We start from the raw sequence: 15,688 nt of genomic DNA, 5'->3' as shown, positions 1-15,688 counted from the left end.
GGGGATGCTTGCTTGCTAGCGCGCGGGGGGCGCCCCCAAATGCGTTCGCATGTCTGCCTCCCTGCCACAGATCCCCTGGAACGCCGACCACGCCGCAGCGCTCGTCGCGCGGTGCGTCGCGCTGGAAGGCCCTTTGCTGCCAGCTCTCCATGTCATTCAGGCGACGTTCGGCTGCGTGCCCGACGAAGCCGTTCCAATCATCGCTCAGGTTTTGAACTTATCCCGCGCCGATGTTCACGGTGTCCTGACCTTCTATCACGACTTCCGACGGGTTCCGGCGGGACGCAGGATCCTCAAGTTCTGCGCGGCGGAGGCATGCCAGGCGCGAGGGTCGGCCGACGCTATCGCACAGGTTGAGCGCGCCCTAGGCTTAAAGGTCGGGGAAACCCGCAGCGACGGCGCCGTGACGCTGGAAGCCGTCTATTGCCTCGGCCTATGCGCGAGCGGCCCAGCGGCGCTGCTGGATGGCGACCCGTTCGCGCGATTGAAAGGCGCGCGTCTCGACCACCTACTCACACAGGTTCTGCCATGAGCGTGCGGGTTTTCGTGCCAGCGGACGCCGCCGCCCTGGCGGTCGGCGCCGATCAGGTCTGTGACATCTTGTCAGCGGAGGCCAGCCAGTCCGGTCTGCCGATCGAAATCGTGCGGACCGGATCCAGGGGGATGTTTGAGCTGGAGACGCTGGTTGAGGTCGAAACCCCCGCAGGCCGCGTCGGCTACGGTCCGATCTATCCCGACGAAGCACGGGATCTCGCGCACAGCGGCCTGTTCGAGGCGAAGTCGCACCCCAAATGCGTAGGTCCGGTGGAGACCCTGCCCTTCCTGCGTCGCCAGATGCGGCTGACATTCGCGCGCTGCGGCGTGATCGATCCGCAATCGCTGGATGCCTATCGCAATGCTGGCGGCCTAGCTGGCCTAGAGAAGGCGCTCTCGCTCACACCGGAACAGATCGTCGAAGAGATCACCCGCTCCGGGCTGCGTGGTCGGGGCGGCGCTGGCTTTCCGGCCGGGATCAAGTGGGACACGGTTCGTCGCGCCCAAGCCGACCGCAAGTACGTGGTCTGCAACGCCGACGAGGGCGACAGCGGGACCTTCGCCGACCGGATGTTGCTCGAGGGTGACCCGTTCCTGCTGATCGAAGGCATGGTCATCGCCGGCCTCGCGGTGGGCGCCGCCAAGGGCTTCATCTACATCCGCTCGGAGTACCCGCACGCCATTCGCGCGTTTTCACGCGCCGTAGCGACGGCGCGAAACGCTGGGCTGCTTGGTCCAACCGCAGGCGGGGGGCTGCCGGCGTTCGACATAGAATTGCGCGTGGGCGCCGGCGCCTATGTATGCGGCGAAGAGACCGCGATGCTGGAGAGCCTGGAAGGGAAGCGCGGCCAGGTGCGCGCCAAGCCCCCTCTTCCGGCGCATGCAGGCTTGTTCGGGAGGCCGACGCTAATCAACAACGTCCTGACTCTGGCCGCCGCGCCCCTCATTCTGGCGAACGGCGCGGAGGCTTACGCGGCGCACGGACACGGCCGTTCGCGCGGGACAATGCCCATCCAACTGGCCGGCGACATCCGGAACGGGGGCCTGTTCGAAGCGCCTTTCGGCCTCGACCTCAACACGCTGGTTTACGACATCGGCGGTGGGACTCTGAGCGGCCGCCCCGTCCGCGCCGTTCAGGTCGGCGGACCGTTGGGTGCATATTTCCCACCCAGCCTATTCGACACGCACTTTGACTACGAGGCGTTCGCCGCACGCGACGGTTTGATCGGACACGGCGGGATCGTGGTGTTCAACGACACCGTGGACTTGGCGGCGCAGGCGCGCTTCGCCATGGAGTTCTGCGCCATCGAGAGCTGTGGGAAGTGCACGCCATGCCGGCTCGGGTCGGTACGCGGGATTGAGACCATCGACCGGATCATCGCTGGTGAACGCAGCTCCCTCGCAGTGCTTGAGGATTTGTGCGAAACTATGCGGCTAGGATCGCTCTGTGCGCTCGGTGGCTTGACGCCATATCCCGTGATGAGCGCGGTGACACACTTCCCGCAGGACTTCGAGCCCAGGGGGGAGGCGTTGGCGCCGCCGAAATGAGGCCGCGATGCCCCTGATCAAAGAGGCCGATTCCGGCACACCTCCTTCCGCTGCGACCGAGGTCGTATCGCTGACGATCGACGGGCAAACCGTGATGGCGCCAGCCGGGACTTCGGTGATGCGTGCGGCGTCCATGATGGGCACGGCGATCCCGAAGTTATGCGCGACCGACAGCCTTCAGGCCTTTGGTTCATGCAGGCTTTGTCTGGTGGAGATCGACGGTCGCGCCGGAACGCCGGCGTCCTGCACCACGCCGATCGCCGACGGCATGGTGGTGCGCACCCAGACGCCCAAGCTCGCGAAACTGCGCAAGGGCGTGATGGAGCTCTACATTTCCGACCACCCGCTGGATTGTCTAACCTGCGCCGCCAATGGGGATTGCGAACTCCAGGACATGGCCGGAGCCGTGGGGCTGCGGGAGGTTCGATACGGATACGACGGCGCCAACCACCTCTGCGCGGAAGCTGACGAGTCCAACCCGTACTTCACCTTCGACCCGTCGAAATGCATCGTATGTTCGCGCTGCGTGCGCGCCTGCGACGAGGTGCAAGGCACCTTCGCCCTGACCATTGAAGGCCGCGGTTTTGCCAGCCAGGTTTCAGCCAGCCAGTCGCAGCCGTTCATGGAGTCTGAGTGCGTGTCGTGCGGAGCCTGCGTGCAGGCCTGCCCGACGGCGGCGCTCACTGAGACGGCGATCATCGACATCGGTCAGCCCGAACACTCAGTCGTCACGACCTGCGCCTACTGTGGCGTCGGGTGCACCTTCAAGGCCGAGATGCGCGGCGAGCAACTCGTGCGCATGGTCCCGTACAAGGACGGCAAGGCCAACCGCGGCCACTCCTGCGTGAAAGGTCGCTTCGCCTGGGGATACGCGACCCATCGCGAGCGCATCCTCAATCCGATGATCCGCAGGGCCGTCACCGACCCATGGCGCGAGGTGACTTGGTCAGAGGCCATCGCCTACGCCGCTTCGGAATTCACACGCATTCAGGCGGCCCATGGCCGCAATTCAGTTGGCGGCATCACCTCGTCGCGGTGCACCAACGAGGAAACGTTCCTGGTCCAGAAGCTGGTGCGGGCCGGCTTCGGCAACAACAATGTCGACACCTGCGCCCGCGTCTGCCACTCGCCCACCGGCTACGGACTGAAGGCGACGTTCGGCACGTCTGCGGGTACCCAGGATTTCGACTCTGTCGAGCACTCGGACGTCATCATGGTGATCGGCGCCAATCCCACCGACGGCCATCCGGTGTTCGCCTCCCGCATGAAGCAGCGGCTGCGCCAGGGTGCGCGCCTGATCGTCATCGACCCTCGGCGGATCGACCTCGTTCGCACCCCTCATGTTCAGGCTGACCATCACCTGCCGCTAAGGCCAGGGACCAATGTCGCCGTGTTGAACGCCCTGGCGCATGTCATCGTCACCGAAGGCCTGGTGGACGAGGCGTTCGTGCGCGAGCGCTGCGACTGGGAGGAATTCCAGGATTGGGCTGAGGCGGTCGCGGCGCCGGCGAATTCACCCGAGGCGAGCGAAGCCTTCACCGGCGTGCCGCCGGAGACCGTGCGACAGGCCGCCCGCTTGTACGCGACAGGCGGCGCGGCGGCGATCTACTACGGCCTTGGCGTCACTGAGCACAGCCAAGGCACCACCGCGGTGATCGCCATCGCCAACCTGGCCATGGCGACCGGGAACCTCGGCAAGCTGGGCGCCGGCGTCAATCCGCTGAGAGGCCAGAACAACGTTCAGGGCGCCTGCGACATGGGCTCGTTCCCCCACGAGCTTTCCGGCTACCGCCACGTATCCGACGACGATGCCCGCGGCGTGTTCGAGGCGCTGTGGGACGTCGAGCTTGACGCCGAGCCCGGCCTTCGCATCCCGAACATGCTCGACGCCGCCGTCCAGGGCGCCTTCAAGGGGCTATACATTCAAGGCGAGGACATTCTGCAGTCCGACCCGAACACCACGCACGTGGCGGCCGGTCTTGCGGCGATGGAGTGCGTTGTCGTCCAGGACCTGTTCCTGAACGAAACGGCCAACTACGCCCACGTCTTCCTGCCTGGATCGACGTTCCTCGAGAAGGACGGCACCTTCACCAACGCCGAACGCCGTATCCAGCGGGTTCGCAAGGTGATGAGCCCACGTAATGGCTTCGGCGACTGGGAGATCACTCAGATGCTCTCTAACGCCCTCGGCTTCACGATGAGCTACTCCCACCCGTCCGAGATCATGGACGAGATAGCCAGCCTCACGCCCACCTTCGCCGGCGTCAGTTTCGCGAAGCTCGACGAGGAAGGGTCCGTCCAGTGGCCTTGCAACGCGGCTGCGCCTCTCGGCACGCCGGTCATGCATCTCGACGGCTTCGTCCGAGGCAAGGGCCGGTTCATGCTGACCGAATACGTGGCCACCGACGAGAAGGTCGGCCCACGGTTTCCGCTGCTGCTCACCACCGGCCGCGTGCTGTCTCAATACAACGTCGGCGCCCAGACGCGCCGCACGGCGAACGTAGCCTGGCACAACGAGGACCTTCTCGAGATCCATCCAGAGGACGCCGAACAGCGGGGCGTCCGCGATGGCGACTGGGTTTCGCTGAAGAGCCGCGCAGGTGAAACCAGCCTGCGCGCAACAGTGACCGAACGCGTCGCGCCCGGCGTCGTCTACACGACCTTCCACTTCCCTCAGACGCAGGCCAACGTAGTCACCACCGAGTATTCCGACTGGGCCACCAACTGCCCCGAGTACAAGGTCACCGCCGTCGAAGTGGCGCTCTCCAACGGCACGACGGATTGGCAGACCCGCTACCAAGCCCACACGCGACGCAGCCGACGCATCGCGCAACCTGAACCGGCCGAATGAGCGGCGCGGAAGTCGACCGGTTGGTCACCATGGCCAACCAGATCGCGCGCTTCTTCGAGTCTCAACCGGGGGACGGGGCGGCTCGGGCGACGGCGGATCACCTCAACAGCTTCTGGGCTCCCACCATGCGCGAACAGCTGAGCGAGCATGCTGCCGCTGGCGGCTCAGGCTTGAGCGCCCTGGTCGCTGCGGCGGTCCCACTCCTTCGTCCGGCGCGCACCGATGCGCCGGGCTGATCTGGACGCGAGCGCGCTGCAACCGGCTGTCGAAGTGAGCAGGTTCCGGTGGAGCGGTGCAGGCCTGGAGGCGGGCTCGCGACAGGTCCCCGAAGAGACGCCGATCGCCATAGTCCACGACGCTTCAACGTCGGCCGTGATGATGGCCACACCGGCAGATCTGGAAGACTTCGCTGTGGGCTTCAGCTTCACGGAGGGGTTGATTCGGTCGCTCTCCGACATCCGGGACCTTGAGGTCGTCGAGTCCGATGCGGGCATTGAGCTTCGCCTGTGGTTGGCCGAGGCTCCGTCGACTGCGCTTGTCGCTCGCCGCCGTCGGATGGTTGGGCCCACGGGATGCGGCCTATGCGGCGTCGAGAGCCTGGAACAGGCCGTCCGACCACCGCGACGTGTGGACTCCACGCTTTCGATCTCGCCGCGCGACGTCGAGACCGCGCTCGCCGCTCTTGTAGCCGTCCAGCCGCTCGGCGCGGCGACGCGCGCTGTGCACGCGGCAGGCTATTGGGACGTCACTAGCCGTCAGATTGTCGTGCGCGAGGACGTCGGCCGTCACAATGCGCTCGACAAGCTTGTCGGCGCGCGCCTTCGTTCTGGCGGCGCTTGCTGCGACGGCGCTGTTGTTCTCACCAGCCGTGTCTCGGTGGAGATGGTCCAGAAAGCCGCGGCCGCTGGCGCGCCAGTGCTGATCGCCGTGTCGGCTCCAACCGCGCTAGCCGTGCGAACTGCCGATGAAGCCGGGATCACCTTGATCGCTGTAGCGCGCGCTGACGGCTTCGAGGTCTATTCACATCCGCAAAGACTGATCGCCTGAAGCTCCATCACCACAAGCGACGCCACCAGGGCGTCATTCGCTCCCGCCCCTGCGCTTCCAACTGATGTTCGGCGTCGTGGATATCCACCGCAAGTCTGCGAGTCGCATCGCAAGACACCAGCTGAGCGCCACGGATGGCGAAGCCGATTTCAAGATCCACTGCCAGCGGCTCGAGAGGCAGTCGATAAAGGCTGCACGGGCGACGGGCTTCGCTCGACATCTCTATCTGGGGCGCAGCCGTCCAACTCAGGCGAGAATTCGCACAGCTGACGGTCGAAAGCGCGCAGGCGAGCAGCCCGAGCGGCGGGAATAGGCGCATTTGCGTCCTCCGATTGTTGGGCATGGCGCGCGAGTTCCGCGACTTGCGCCTGGACGACTTCACGCCTGCGGACAATGGATGCGGCCCCTCGCTCGGCCTGACGGGCGCCTTCGGTCTCCAGTCGCGCTGTTGTCGCTTCGACCCGCGCGCGCTCGGTGTGTTCTTCCGCCGAGCGGCGGCGGTGGAAGGGATCGAAGGACCATGCCGCCACCAGGGCTGACAGTAACAAGACCATCACGCCCAGCGCGGCCTGGCGCACGGACAGGCCGCTCATCGCCTCGCTTCCCGTCGCTTGACCCAGTTGAGCGCAAGCGCAGCGACAGCCGCCATGGCGGCCAACGTGGCGACCATCGCCACGGCCTGCCTGACCGGGTCGGAATAGGTCACATAGGGCGCGACTGCGGCGGTGATCTGTTGCGCGGCAACCGTCACCGCGGCCGCGGCCGAGGTCGCCGCGGCGATCAGCGAGCCGCTCTTGCCGGCCGGAACAGGGTCCGCCGGGGTTGGCGGCGTTCGCTCGGTGCGCGTCACGCTCGACGGGGGCGCATCTGGCCGAGACCCCGGTTCAAGCGTCGACCACAGCGCGACCTCCGCCGCGCGCCGGTTCACCAGGCCCTGAAGCTTCTGCCCCCGCGCGTTCGCCTCGAACGAGAACGGCAACGCACCCTTCTCCTATCGCCGGGCCAAGGAGTACGCCGCCGCCCTCGGGGTGCGCCCGGAATGGCTCTATGACGCGTCAGGCCCGATGCGGATCGGCGTCGAGGACGGCATGGTCCGCATTATCGGCAGAGTCGGCGCCAATCCGGAGGGGACCGTGCTCTTCGCCACAGGCCATGACGCAGGCGATCTGGCCCCGATCCCCCCTGGCGGCACGGACAACGCCGTCGCCTTGCAGGTGGTCGGACATTCCATGCACGGCTTCGCTGATGACGGCGCGCTGATCTATTTCGAGGACCAGCGCACCCCGCCCACACCGGACATGCTGGGCCACGTCGTCGTCGTCGAAATCGATACCGATGAAGTGCTGGTCAAGCGCTTGCTGCGCGGCTCGGAGCGGGGCCGCTTCGATCTGGAGAGCTTGGCCGGTCCGACCCGCCATGACGCCAAGCTACGCTGGGCGGCGCACATCACGGCGATCATCCCGCCCTATCAGGCACGGAGGATCATCCGCATGGGCGGTTGACCTGTGGATAATAAATACATAATCGCTTGACTCTCGTTTTGTACATTTTATACATACGATGTGACGCCCGATCCAGACGCCCACTCACCCCTTGAGGCCGTTCTGGACGAGGAGGTCTCACGCGAAGCCGTTCGCCGGGAGATTCACGCCCGCGACGCCCGACGCTACAGCGGCGTCGCTTGGGCAGCGATGTCGCCCGACCCTTGGCCTGAACGCCCGGTCGAACGCTTGCGCGCCGATGCGGCTAGCCGGCTGAACGAGCGCGCCGCCTGGCGTGCATCGGCCGAAGGTCGCTTGGTGGAGGCCGTCGACCAGGCCCAGCAGGCGGCCGTGAGCGCTCACCTTTCCGCAGACGCCGTGCGCGCCTGCGTCAGTCGCGGACTTTCTGGCGAACTCGACCACTGCGCCGCCGCCGCGGCCGCGCTTGAACGGCACGCACGCCGACTGCTCGTCACCGCCCGCGCCGTACGTCGCCGGCTCACTCTGGCTGCACCCCGGCCGACCACCGGATCGTCCGATCCGGGATCATCTGCACGTTGACCACGCCCGGCCGCTTGATAGATAGTTTGGGAAACTAACCAAAGGCTGCGCTCCATGTCCTCTGCGGATCAGACCTTGGCCGACGATGTCTTCGCGCTCGCCGAGTTGCTGCGGCCTGCGCTGCTGCGCACTTCGCGCAGGCTACGGAACGCCGCTCAGAAGGCCGGCCTCTCTGCGGTCGACGCCACCCTGCTGGGGCATATCCGCAAGCATCCGGGGGTCGGCGTCTGCGACCTTGCGGACACCGAACAGATGGCCCGCCCGACGATGAGCGCCCACGTCAAGCGCCTCGAGGCCGCGGGCCTGATCGCCCGGCGCACCGATCGCGCTGACGGGCGCCGCTCGGTGCTGGAGATCACACCCGAGGGCGTGCGACGCATCGAGACGATCCGCCGCCATCGCAATGACTGGCTCGTCGAGCGGCTCGGACGGCTCACCCATGAAGACCGCGCACGCCTCGGCGAAGCGGCCGGCCCCCTACTCCAACTCGCGACCTTGGAAACGTGACCGAGCTCGAGGATCCTGCCGCCCTGCGCGAAGCTCGGCGCGCCGAGCTCAGTCGCGGCTGGGTCGTGCCGCTGATCATCGGTTCGGCGATGATGATGCAGACGTTGAACGCCAACGTCCTGTCCAACGCCCTGCCGACAATGGCCCATGCCCTGGGTGAGAACCCGGTGCGCCTGAATCTCGCGATCACCGTCTATCTGCTGGCGGCGGCGGTCTTCCTGCCGGTCAGCACCTGGGCCGCCGATAAGTTCGGCGCGCGTCGCATCTTCCTGGCCTCGATGATTCTCTACGCCGTCAGTTCCGCGGCATGCGGCATGGCGCAGGATCTGTCGCAGCTCGTGCTCGCAAGGCTCTTCCAGGGGATCGCTGCGGCGATGATGTCGCCTGTCGGCCGCCTGGTGCTCCTGCGCACGACGCCCAAGCATGAGTTGGTCGGCGCTCTTTCAGTCCTGACGATGCCGTCCCTGCTCGGCCCGGCGCTCGGGCCGGTGCTCGGAGGGTTCATCGTCACCTATTGGGACTGGCGCTGGATCTTCTACATCAACCTGCCGATCGCGGCCGTCGGCATCCTGTTGGTCCTGCGCTATGTGCCCGACATCAAGGAACAGGCCGTCTCTCCGCTGGACGCCTGGGGTTTGGTCCTCACCGGGTTCGGCCTTGCAGGTCTGATCTTCGGTTTCGAGACCCTCGGCCGCGACGCGGTGTCCCCCTTCGCCGTCGCCGGATTGTTCGCCGCGTCTGTCCTCTGCATGCTGCTGTACTGGCGCCATTCCCGCGGCAACCCGGACGCCATCCTGGACCTCACCCTGTTCCGGATTCCGACCTTCACGGCGTCCGTGGTCGGCGGCGCGTTCATGCGCCTCGTCCAGGGGGCCACGCCGTTCCTGCTCGCCCTGCTGCTGCAGGTCATCTTCGGGATGTCACCGTTCGAGGCGGGATTGCTGACCTGCATGGCGGCCATCGGCGCCCTGGCCATGAAGTCCGCTGCGCCGCCGATCCTGCGGCGGTTCGGATTCCGCACGGTGCTCTGGGTGAACGGCCTCATCGTCAGCGTCATGTTCTTGATGTACGCGGTCTTCGAGCCCACGACGCCGCGCTGGATCATGATCACCCTGCTGCTTGCCGGCGGCTTCTTCCGCTCGCTGCAATTCACCAGCCTCAACGGCCTGTCCTACGCAGATATCGAGCAACCTCAGATGAGCCGCGCCACCTCTATGTCGCAGATGGCGCAGCAGCTTGTGCAGTCGATCGGCGTCGGCGTGGCGGCCACCATGCTGCATCTGTTCACCACCATGCGGGGCGAAACCACGCTGAGCGCGTCGTCGGTCGCGAACACCTTCATCGCTCTGGGGGCGATCAGCTTCCTCTCGATCCCCTTCTTCCTGCGCCTTCCTCGTGACGCCGGCGACGGAATGAACCGCAGGCCATAGGAGCCTCGGCCTCATCGACAGACTTACGCGACGGCGCCGCCCGCCGCCGTCTTGACGCCTGCCTCGCATGGTGGCCCATCTGCCGCGATGTCCGAAGCGAACCTCGACTTTCCGCCTTCGAGCGCCGCCGACTGGCGCGCCCTCGTGGCGAAGACCCTCGGCGACAAGCCGTTCGAAAGCCTCTCCTCGACGACCGCGGAGAATCTGACGATCGCGCCGCTCTACCCGTCCGCGGGGTCGCCGCCCCTGGGGTTCCGTCCGCGGACGGTAGACGCCGATCGCCAGTGGGACGTGCGCACAGTGGTCGCCCACCCCGATCCGGCCATCGCCAATGCTGAGATCCTCCGCGACCTGGAAGGCGGCGCCGCTTCCGTGCTGGTGCGGCTCGACCCGACCGGCGAGACCGGCGCGGCCGTCGGTTCAGCCGACGATCTGGCCCGTGTGCTTTCACAGGTTGTCCTCGAACTCGCGCCGGTGGCCCTCGACGCCGGCTTCCTGGGCGTCCGCGCCGCCGACTGGCTCGGCGCCGTCGCCAAGGCCTCGCCCGGCGCAAAACTCCGGCTCAACCTCGACCCGCTGAGCGCTTTCGCCGAAGCCGGCGCGAGCCCGGGTCCCGTCGAGAGCCACATGGTGGCTTGCGCCGTCGCCGCCGTTCGCCTCTCCGACACCTATCCGCAGGCGACGCTGTTCCTGGCCTCCGGGCGCGTCGTCCACGAGGCGGGGGGCGGCGAAGCGGGCGAACTGGCCTTCGCGCTCGCCGCCGCCCTCGCCTACGCAAAGGCGCTGGTGCGAGCCGACATGCCCATGGACCGCGCCTTCGGCGCGATCAGCCTGGGCCTCAGCGCCGACACCGACTACTTCCTGTCCATCGCCAAGCTGCGCGCCGCGCGCGTGCTCTGGGCGCGCCTGGTCGCCGCCTGCGGGGTCGACAGCGCAGCGGTGGTCGAAGCCCGCGCCTCGCATCGCATGCTGACCGTGCAGGATCCTTGGACCAACATGCTGCGCCTCACCGCCGCTGGCTTCGCCGCCGCGGTCGGTGGAGCCGATTCCGTAGCGCTGGGCTGTTTCACCGACGCCATCGGCCTGCCCACCGAGTTCGCCCGTCGTCAGAGCCGCAACACCCAGCTCGTGCTGATGGAGGAGGCCCATATCGCGCGCGTCTTCGATCCCGCCGCCGGCGCCGGCTATATCGAAACCCTGACCGAGGAACTCGCGCGTGCCGCCTGGGCCGCCTTCCAGGCCATCGAGGCCGCAGGCGGCGCGATCGCAGCCCTGGAGTCCGGCCACATCGCCGCCGAGGTCGCCCAGGCCAAGGCGGCCCGCGCTTCGGCGGGAGAACCCCGCATCGTCGGCGTCACCGCCTTCCCGCCCGATAAGTCCGCCCAGGTCGCGGTGGAGACGCCCGCCGCACACGCGGTCGATGCGCCCTCGCCGCGCGTCCCCGGACCAGACAGCGCCTGTCCGCCGCTCAAGCCCCTGCGCCTGGCCCAACCCTACGAGGTCCAGTGATGGCCCAGTTCCCCGATTTCGCGACCCTGCCCTTCGACGCCGGCGCCATCCCGGCGCTCGCCGCCGAGGGCGCGGTCTGGGAAACCCCCGAGGGCGTCAGCGTCAAACCTGGCTACGGCCCTGCCGACATCGCTGGCCTCGACGTCGTCGGCGCCTACCCGGGCCTCGCGCCGTTCCTGCGCGGCCCCTATCCCACCATGTACCTGACCAACCCATGGACGGTGCGCCAGTACGCGGGCTTCAGCACCGCCGAGGACTCCAACGCCTTCTATCGCCGCAACCTTGCGGCCGGTCAGATGGGCCTCTCGGTCGCCTTCGATCTCGCCACCCATCGCGGCTACGATTCCGATCACCCGAGGGTCCGGGGCGACGTCGGCATGGCCGGCGTGGCGATCGACTCCATCCTCGACATGCGCACCCTGTTCGACGGCATCCCGCTCGACCGGATGAGCGTCTCAATGACCATGAACGGGGCCGTGCTGCCGGTCCTGGCGCTCTACATCGTCGCGGGCGAGGAACAGGGTGTTCCGACCGAGAAGCTGTCCGGCACGATCCAGAACGACATCCTCAAGGAGTTCCTGGTCCGCAACACCTACATCTATCCGCCAGCGCCATCGATGCGGATCATTTCAGACATCTTTTCATATACTTCGAGCCACATGCCGAAGTTCAATTCGATCTCGATCTCCGGCTATCATATCCAGGAAGCGGGCGCGACGCTGGACCTCGAGCTCGCCTACACCCTGGCCGACGGCATCGAGTACGTCCGCGCCGGCGTCGCCGCGGGCATGAGCGTCGACAAGTTCGCCCCGCGCCTGTCGTTCTTCTGGAACGCCGGCATGAACGCCTTCATGGAGATCGCCAAGCAGCGCGCCGGCCGCCTCCTTTGGGCCAAGCTGATGCGCGACGAGTTCAATCCGAAGGACGCCCGCTCGCTCGCCCTTCGCGCCCACACCCAGACCAGCGGCTGGAGCCTGGCGGCCCACGACGTCTACAACAACGTCGCGCGCACCTGCGTAGAGGCTATGGCCGCGGTGGGCGGCCAGACTCAGAGCCTGCACACCAATTCTCTCGACGAAGCCCTGGCGCTCCCCACCGACTTCTCCGCTCGGATCGCGCGCAACACCCAGCTCTTCCTCCAGCTCGAGAGCGGCCAGACCCGGGTGATCGACCCCTGGGGCGGCTCCTACTATGTCGAACGCCTCACCGCCGATCTTGCGGCCCGTGCGCTGGAGCACATCGCAGAGGTCGAGGCCCTGGGCGGCATGGCTCGCGCCATCGAGGACGGCCTGCCCAAGCGGCGCATCGAGGAGGCCTCGGCCCGCACCCAGGCGCGCATCGACTCCGGCCGCCAAACCGTCGTCGGGGTCAATCGCTACCGACCCGAGGGCGCTGACGAGATTCCGATGCTCAAGGTCGACAACAGCGCGGTGCGCGAACGCCAGCTCGCCAAGCTTCAACAGCTTCGCGCCGAGCGCGACCCGGTCGCCGTGGAGGCCGCCCTCAACGCCCTGACGGAGGGCGCGCGCGGAAACGGCAATCTGCTGGAGCTGTCGGTCAACGCAGCGCGCGCCCGCGCCACGGTCGGCGAGATCAGCCTGGCCTTGGAGAAGGTCTTCAGCCGCCATTCGGCCGTCGCGTCGGCCGTCACCGGCGTCTATCTGCGCGAAGCCGGCTCCACCACCGCCTCTCGCCGCGCCATCGCGATGGCAGACGCCTTCACCCAGGCGGATGGACGCAAACCCCGCGTGCTGATCGCCAAGATGGGCCAGGACGGCCATGACCGCGGCCAGAAGGTGATCGCCTCCGGCTTCGCCGACCTGGGGTTCGATGTGGACATCGGCAATCTATTCCAGACGCCCGCGGAGGCTGCGGCCCTAGCTGTCGAGAACGGGGTCCATGTGGTGGGGGCAAGCTCGCTCGCCGCTGGCCATCTGACCCTGGTGCCGGAACTCAAGGACGAACTCGCCAAGCTCGGCCGCCCCGACATCCTCGTGGTGGTCGGCGGCGTCATTCCGCCGGAGGACTTCCAGGCCCTGCGGGATGCAGGGGTGGCCGCCATCTTCACGCCCGGCGCCGTGGTCTCGGAGGCGGCCATCGAGGTTCTGGAACGGCTGAACGAGCAGCTCGGCTACGCCCAGGTGGCGCAGCCGGCCTGAATCTTTAGCGGTTGCGGCCGGCGTCCACGGCCATCTCGTAAGGCTGGTCCTCGAGCTCCACGTCGAAGGTCTCCAGGATCCGCGATACGGTCATGTAGTAGCCGATCGTGAGCACGACCTCCTGGAGCTCCTGATAGGACAGCCGCGCGCGCAACGGCTCGAACGTCGCGTCGGATGCGCGCACGTTCTTCACCACGTCGTCCGTGAACTGCATCATCATTCGTTGCAGATCGTCGAACGCCGCCGCGTCCGGTCCCTCGTGGATCGCCGCGATCAGTGCGTCGCTCATGCCGACCCGCCTGCCGATCCACTCATGCTGGGTGATTTCATAAGGCGCTTCGGACAGCACCCCGACGCGGATGATCACGATCTCGCGCAAGACCGGGTCGAGCTTTCCGAAGTTCAGCAGCTGCCCGCCCAGCTTGGTGAAGCCTTCCATCAGCTCGCCCAGATGGCCCAGCATTCGGAACAGATTGAGCGGCGGCAGCTTCTCGTAGGCCTTCTTAGCCCGAGGGCCGACGGCGTCGGTGGGATTGAAGTACGGAATGCGCGGCATGTGACGGGTCCTTGGCGAACTCGCAACCTATCGGCGTCGCGCGCCGCGGCAAGCGCCTCAGCGTCCCGCGCCGGCCTTCGCCGCCCGGCCGACGCCGCGCCGAGAGAACCAGCCGTCGGTCAGCACTGAAGGCCCGTGCCTGGCCTCGATGTCCTTCTGCAGCGCCTTGGCGGCCATCAGGTGGCCGGGGAACAGGGTGTCGATCGCCCAGCCCACCACCGGCACGCCGGAGGTTGCGGAGTCTGCGGCAAGGTACAGCCCCATCCTGGCCAGCGTCGCCGCCGACGCGCCCGCCAGCACCCCCTCGTAGATCAGCAGACCCGCCGCGCCCACGCTGTAGACGACATTGGCGCCCGGAACCCAGGCCAGCACGCCGTCTAGTCCCAGGCCGAACGGGCCGATGCTGACCAGCCGGTCCGAAAGCCGCTTGATCCGTTCCGCGGAACGCCAGGCGCGATGGGCCTTCTCGCGATGTTCGCTCATGCGAGCGTCAACGCGCAGACCGCCACCTTGGCTCCACTCATCCCCACAGCTCCGGTTTCGGCGGCTCAAGGATCGATCCGGCGATCGCCAATCCCGGTTCGCGATCGCGCACCAGCAGCAACGGGCCGTCGAGGTCGACGAACTCCGCGCCCTGCGCCAGGATCATCGCCGGCGCCATGGCCAGCGAGGTCGCCACCATGCAGCCCGCCATCACCATCAGCCCGCGCTCCCGCGCCGCCGCCTTCAGCGCCAGCGCCTCGGTGAGCCCGCCCGCCTTATCCAGCTTGATGTTCACGCAGGCGTAGCGCCGCGCACAGTCGTCGAGCTCCGCGCGGGTGTGCAGGCTCTCGTCGGCGCACAGCGGCACAGGGCTCTCGTACCCTTCGAGCTGGACGTCCTCGCTAGCGGGCAGCGGCTGCTCGATCAGCGCCACGCCCAGCTTGGAAAGCTCCGGCGCCAGCCGGCGCAGCAGCTCCATCGAAAGCCCTTCGTTGGCGTCGACAATCAGGCGCGTCTTCGGCGCCGCCGCACGCACCGCGGCCACACGGTCCAGGTCGTCCCCGCCGCCGATCTTCAGCTTCAGCATCGGCCGGCTCGCCGCGGCCTTGGCGGCGCGCGCCATGTCCTTGGCGCTCGCCATCCCGATCGTGAAGCAGGTCTTCAGCGGGTGGATCCGTTCGAGCCCCGCCGCCCGCCAGGCCGGTGTTCCGCTGCGCTTCGCCTCCAGGTCCCAGAGCGCGCAGTCCAGGGCGTTGCGAGCGGCCCCCGGGCCGAGCAGCGTCTGCAGGACGTCCCGCGACGCGCCGGCCTCGATGGCTTCCGCCGTGGCCGCCACCTGCACCAGCGAGCCCTCCATGGTCTCTCCGTTGCGCGGATAGGGCGTCGACTCGCCGCGGCCCCGGTGCGCGCCTTCTGTGATCTCGACGACGATCACATGCACCTCGTACTTGGCGCCGCGGGCGATGCGGAACTCGCCCGCCGTGGGCCACCGCTCATCGCATACGGACAGCGTACGCATCATC

Annotated in this window: 16 protein-coding genes; 12 read left to right on the top strand and 4 right to left on the bottom strand. The window is 67.5% G+C overall.

What is annotated here, in order from left to right; genetic code table 11:
- Positions 1 to 49 precede the first annotated feature (49 nt).
- The 6 genes from Q8R27_RS08905 (at position 50) to Q8R27_RS08880 (ending at position 6,519) form a co-directional block, all read left to right on the top strand.
- The gene (locus tag Q8R27_RS08905) at positions 50 to 532 is read left to right on the top strand and encodes a formate dehydrogenase subunit gamma (RefSeq protein WP_305698685.1); all 483 of its coding nucleotides are present in this window, start codon (positions 50 to 52) and stop codon (positions 530 to 532) included.
- Positions 529 to 2,082, top strand: coding sequence for an NADH-ubiquinone oxidoreductase-F iron-sulfur binding region domain-containing protein (locus Q8R27_RS08900; protein WP_305698684.1), 1,554 nt, complete (start codon positions 529 to 531; stop codon positions 2,080 to 2,082). The genes Q8R27_RS08905 and Q8R27_RS08900 overlap by 4 nt, the downstream gene beginning before the upstream one ends.
- A 7-nt stretch (positions 2,083 to 2,089) precedes the next feature.
- Positions 2,090 to 4,933 (top strand): formate dehydrogenase subunit alpha, encoded by a 2,844-nt coding sequence (fdhF, locus tag Q8R27_RS08895; RefSeq protein WP_305698683.1) that lies wholly within the window; start codon positions 2,090 to 2,092, stop codon positions 4,931 to 4,933.
- Positions 4,930 to 5,169 carry a formate dehydrogenase subunit delta gene (locus tag Q8R27_RS08890; protein WP_305698682.1) on the top strand — a complete coding sequence of 80 codons (240 nt, stop codon included), beginning with the start codon at positions 4,930 to 4,932 and terminating at the stop codon, positions 5,167 to 5,169. The genes fdhF and Q8R27_RS08890 overlap by 4 nt, the downstream gene beginning before the upstream one ends.
- 34 nt (positions 5,170 to 5,203) lie before the next feature.
- Positions 5,204 to 5,980: a formate dehydrogenase accessory sulfurtransferase FdhD gene (gene fdhD / locus Q8R27_RS08885; RefSeq protein ID WP_305698681.1), complete on the top strand. Its 777-nt coding sequence runs from the start codon at positions 5,204 to 5,206 to the stop codon at positions 5,978 to 5,980.
- Between the two features lie 341 nt (positions 5,981 to 6,321).
- Entirely contained in the window at positions 6,322 to 6,519 is a 198-nt protein-coding gene (locus Q8R27_RS08880; RefSeq protein ID WP_305698680.1) for a hypothetical protein, read from the top strand.
- 50 nt (positions 6,520 to 6,569) lie between these two features.
- Here Q8R27_RS08880 and Q8R27_RS08875 read toward each other — a convergent pair whose 3' ends face one another.
- A complete protein-coding gene (locus tag Q8R27_RS08875) occupies positions 6,570 to 6,959 on the bottom strand; it encodes a hypothetical protein (RefSeq protein WP_305698679.1) in 390 nt (129 codons plus the stop codon).
- A gap of 85 nt (positions 6,960 to 7,044) precedes the next feature.
- Between Q8R27_RS08875 and Q8R27_RS08870 the strand changes: the two genes are divergently transcribed.
- The 6 genes from Q8R27_RS08870 to scpA all read left to right on the top strand — a co-directional run bounded on the left by Q8R27_RS08870 (position 7,045) and on the right by scpA (position 13,627).
- Positions 7,045 to 7,482 (top strand): S24/S26 family peptidase, encoded by a 438-nt coding sequence (locus tag Q8R27_RS08870; RefSeq protein ID WP_305698678.1) that lies wholly within the window; start codon positions 7,045 to 7,047, stop codon positions 7,480 to 7,482.
- Between the two features lie 60 nt (positions 7,483 to 7,542).
- Positions 7,543 to 8,022: a hypothetical protein gene (locus Q8R27_RS08865; RefSeq protein WP_305698677.1), complete on the top strand. Its 480-nt coding sequence runs from the start codon at positions 7,543 to 7,545 to the stop codon at positions 8,020 to 8,022.
- Positions 8,023 to 8,076: 54 nt separating this feature from the next.
- Positions 8,077 to 8,529 (top strand): MarR family winged helix-turn-helix transcriptional regulator, encoded by a 453-nt coding sequence (locus Q8R27_RS08860; protein ID WP_305698676.1) that lies wholly within the window; start codon positions 8,077 to 8,079, stop codon positions 8,527 to 8,529.
- Positions 8,526 to 9,959, top strand: a complete 1,434-nt coding sequence (locus tag Q8R27_RS08855; protein WP_305698675.1) for an MFS transporter — start codon at positions 8,526 to 8,528, stop codon at positions 9,957 to 9,959. The genes Q8R27_RS08860 and Q8R27_RS08855 overlap by 4 nt, the downstream gene beginning before the upstream one ends.
- 87 nt (positions 9,960 to 10,046) lie before the next feature.
- The gene (locus Q8R27_RS08850; protein WP_305698674.1) at positions 10,047 to 11,468 is read left to right on the top strand and encodes a methylmalonyl-CoA mutase family protein; all 1,422 of its coding nucleotides are present in this window, start codon (positions 10,047 to 10,049) and stop codon (positions 11,466 to 11,468) included.
- On the top strand, positions 11,468 to 13,627 hold the full coding sequence (gene scpA / locus Q8R27_RS08845; RefSeq protein WP_305698673.1) for a methylmalonyl-CoA mutase: 2,160 nt from the start codon (positions 11,468 to 11,470) through the stop codon (positions 13,625 to 13,627). The genes Q8R27_RS08850 and scpA overlap by 1 nt, the downstream gene beginning before the upstream one ends.
- Before the next feature lie 4 nt (positions 13,628 to 13,631).
- On the opposite strand, the gene Q8R27_RS08840 is transcribed toward scpA, so the two are convergent.
- Genes Q8R27_RS08840 through dgcA form a run of 3 tightly spaced genes read right to left on the bottom strand, consistent with a single transcriptional unit; the run spans position 13,632 to position 15,684 of the window.
- Entirely contained in the window at positions 13,632 to 14,183 is a 552-nt protein-coding gene (locus Q8R27_RS08840; protein WP_305698672.1) for a carboxymuconolactone decarboxylase family protein, read from the bottom strand.
- Positions 14,184 to 14,240: 57 nt separating this feature from the next.
- Positions 14,241 to 14,666, bottom strand: coding sequence for a DUF4112 domain-containing protein (locus Q8R27_RS08835; RefSeq protein ID WP_305698671.1), 426 nt, complete (start codon positions 14,664 to 14,666; stop codon positions 14,241 to 14,243).
- A 37-nt stretch (positions 14,667 to 14,703) separates the two neighbouring features.
- Positions 14,704 to 15,684, bottom strand: a complete 981-nt coding sequence (gene dgcA, locus Q8R27_RS08830; RefSeq protein ID WP_305698670.1) for an N-acetyl-D-Glu racemase DgcA — start codon at positions 15,682 to 15,684, stop codon at positions 14,704 to 14,706.
- Positions 15,685 to 15,688 lie beyond the last annotated feature (4 nt).

The sequence above is a fragment of the Phenylobacterium sp. genome (assembly GCF_030697305.1).
In the GTDB taxonomy this organism is placed as follows: domain Bacteria; phylum Pseudomonadota; class Alphaproteobacteria; order Caulobacterales; family Caulobacteraceae; genus Phenylobacterium.
This window is presented reverse-complemented; position numbering and strand designations above follow the sequence as displayed.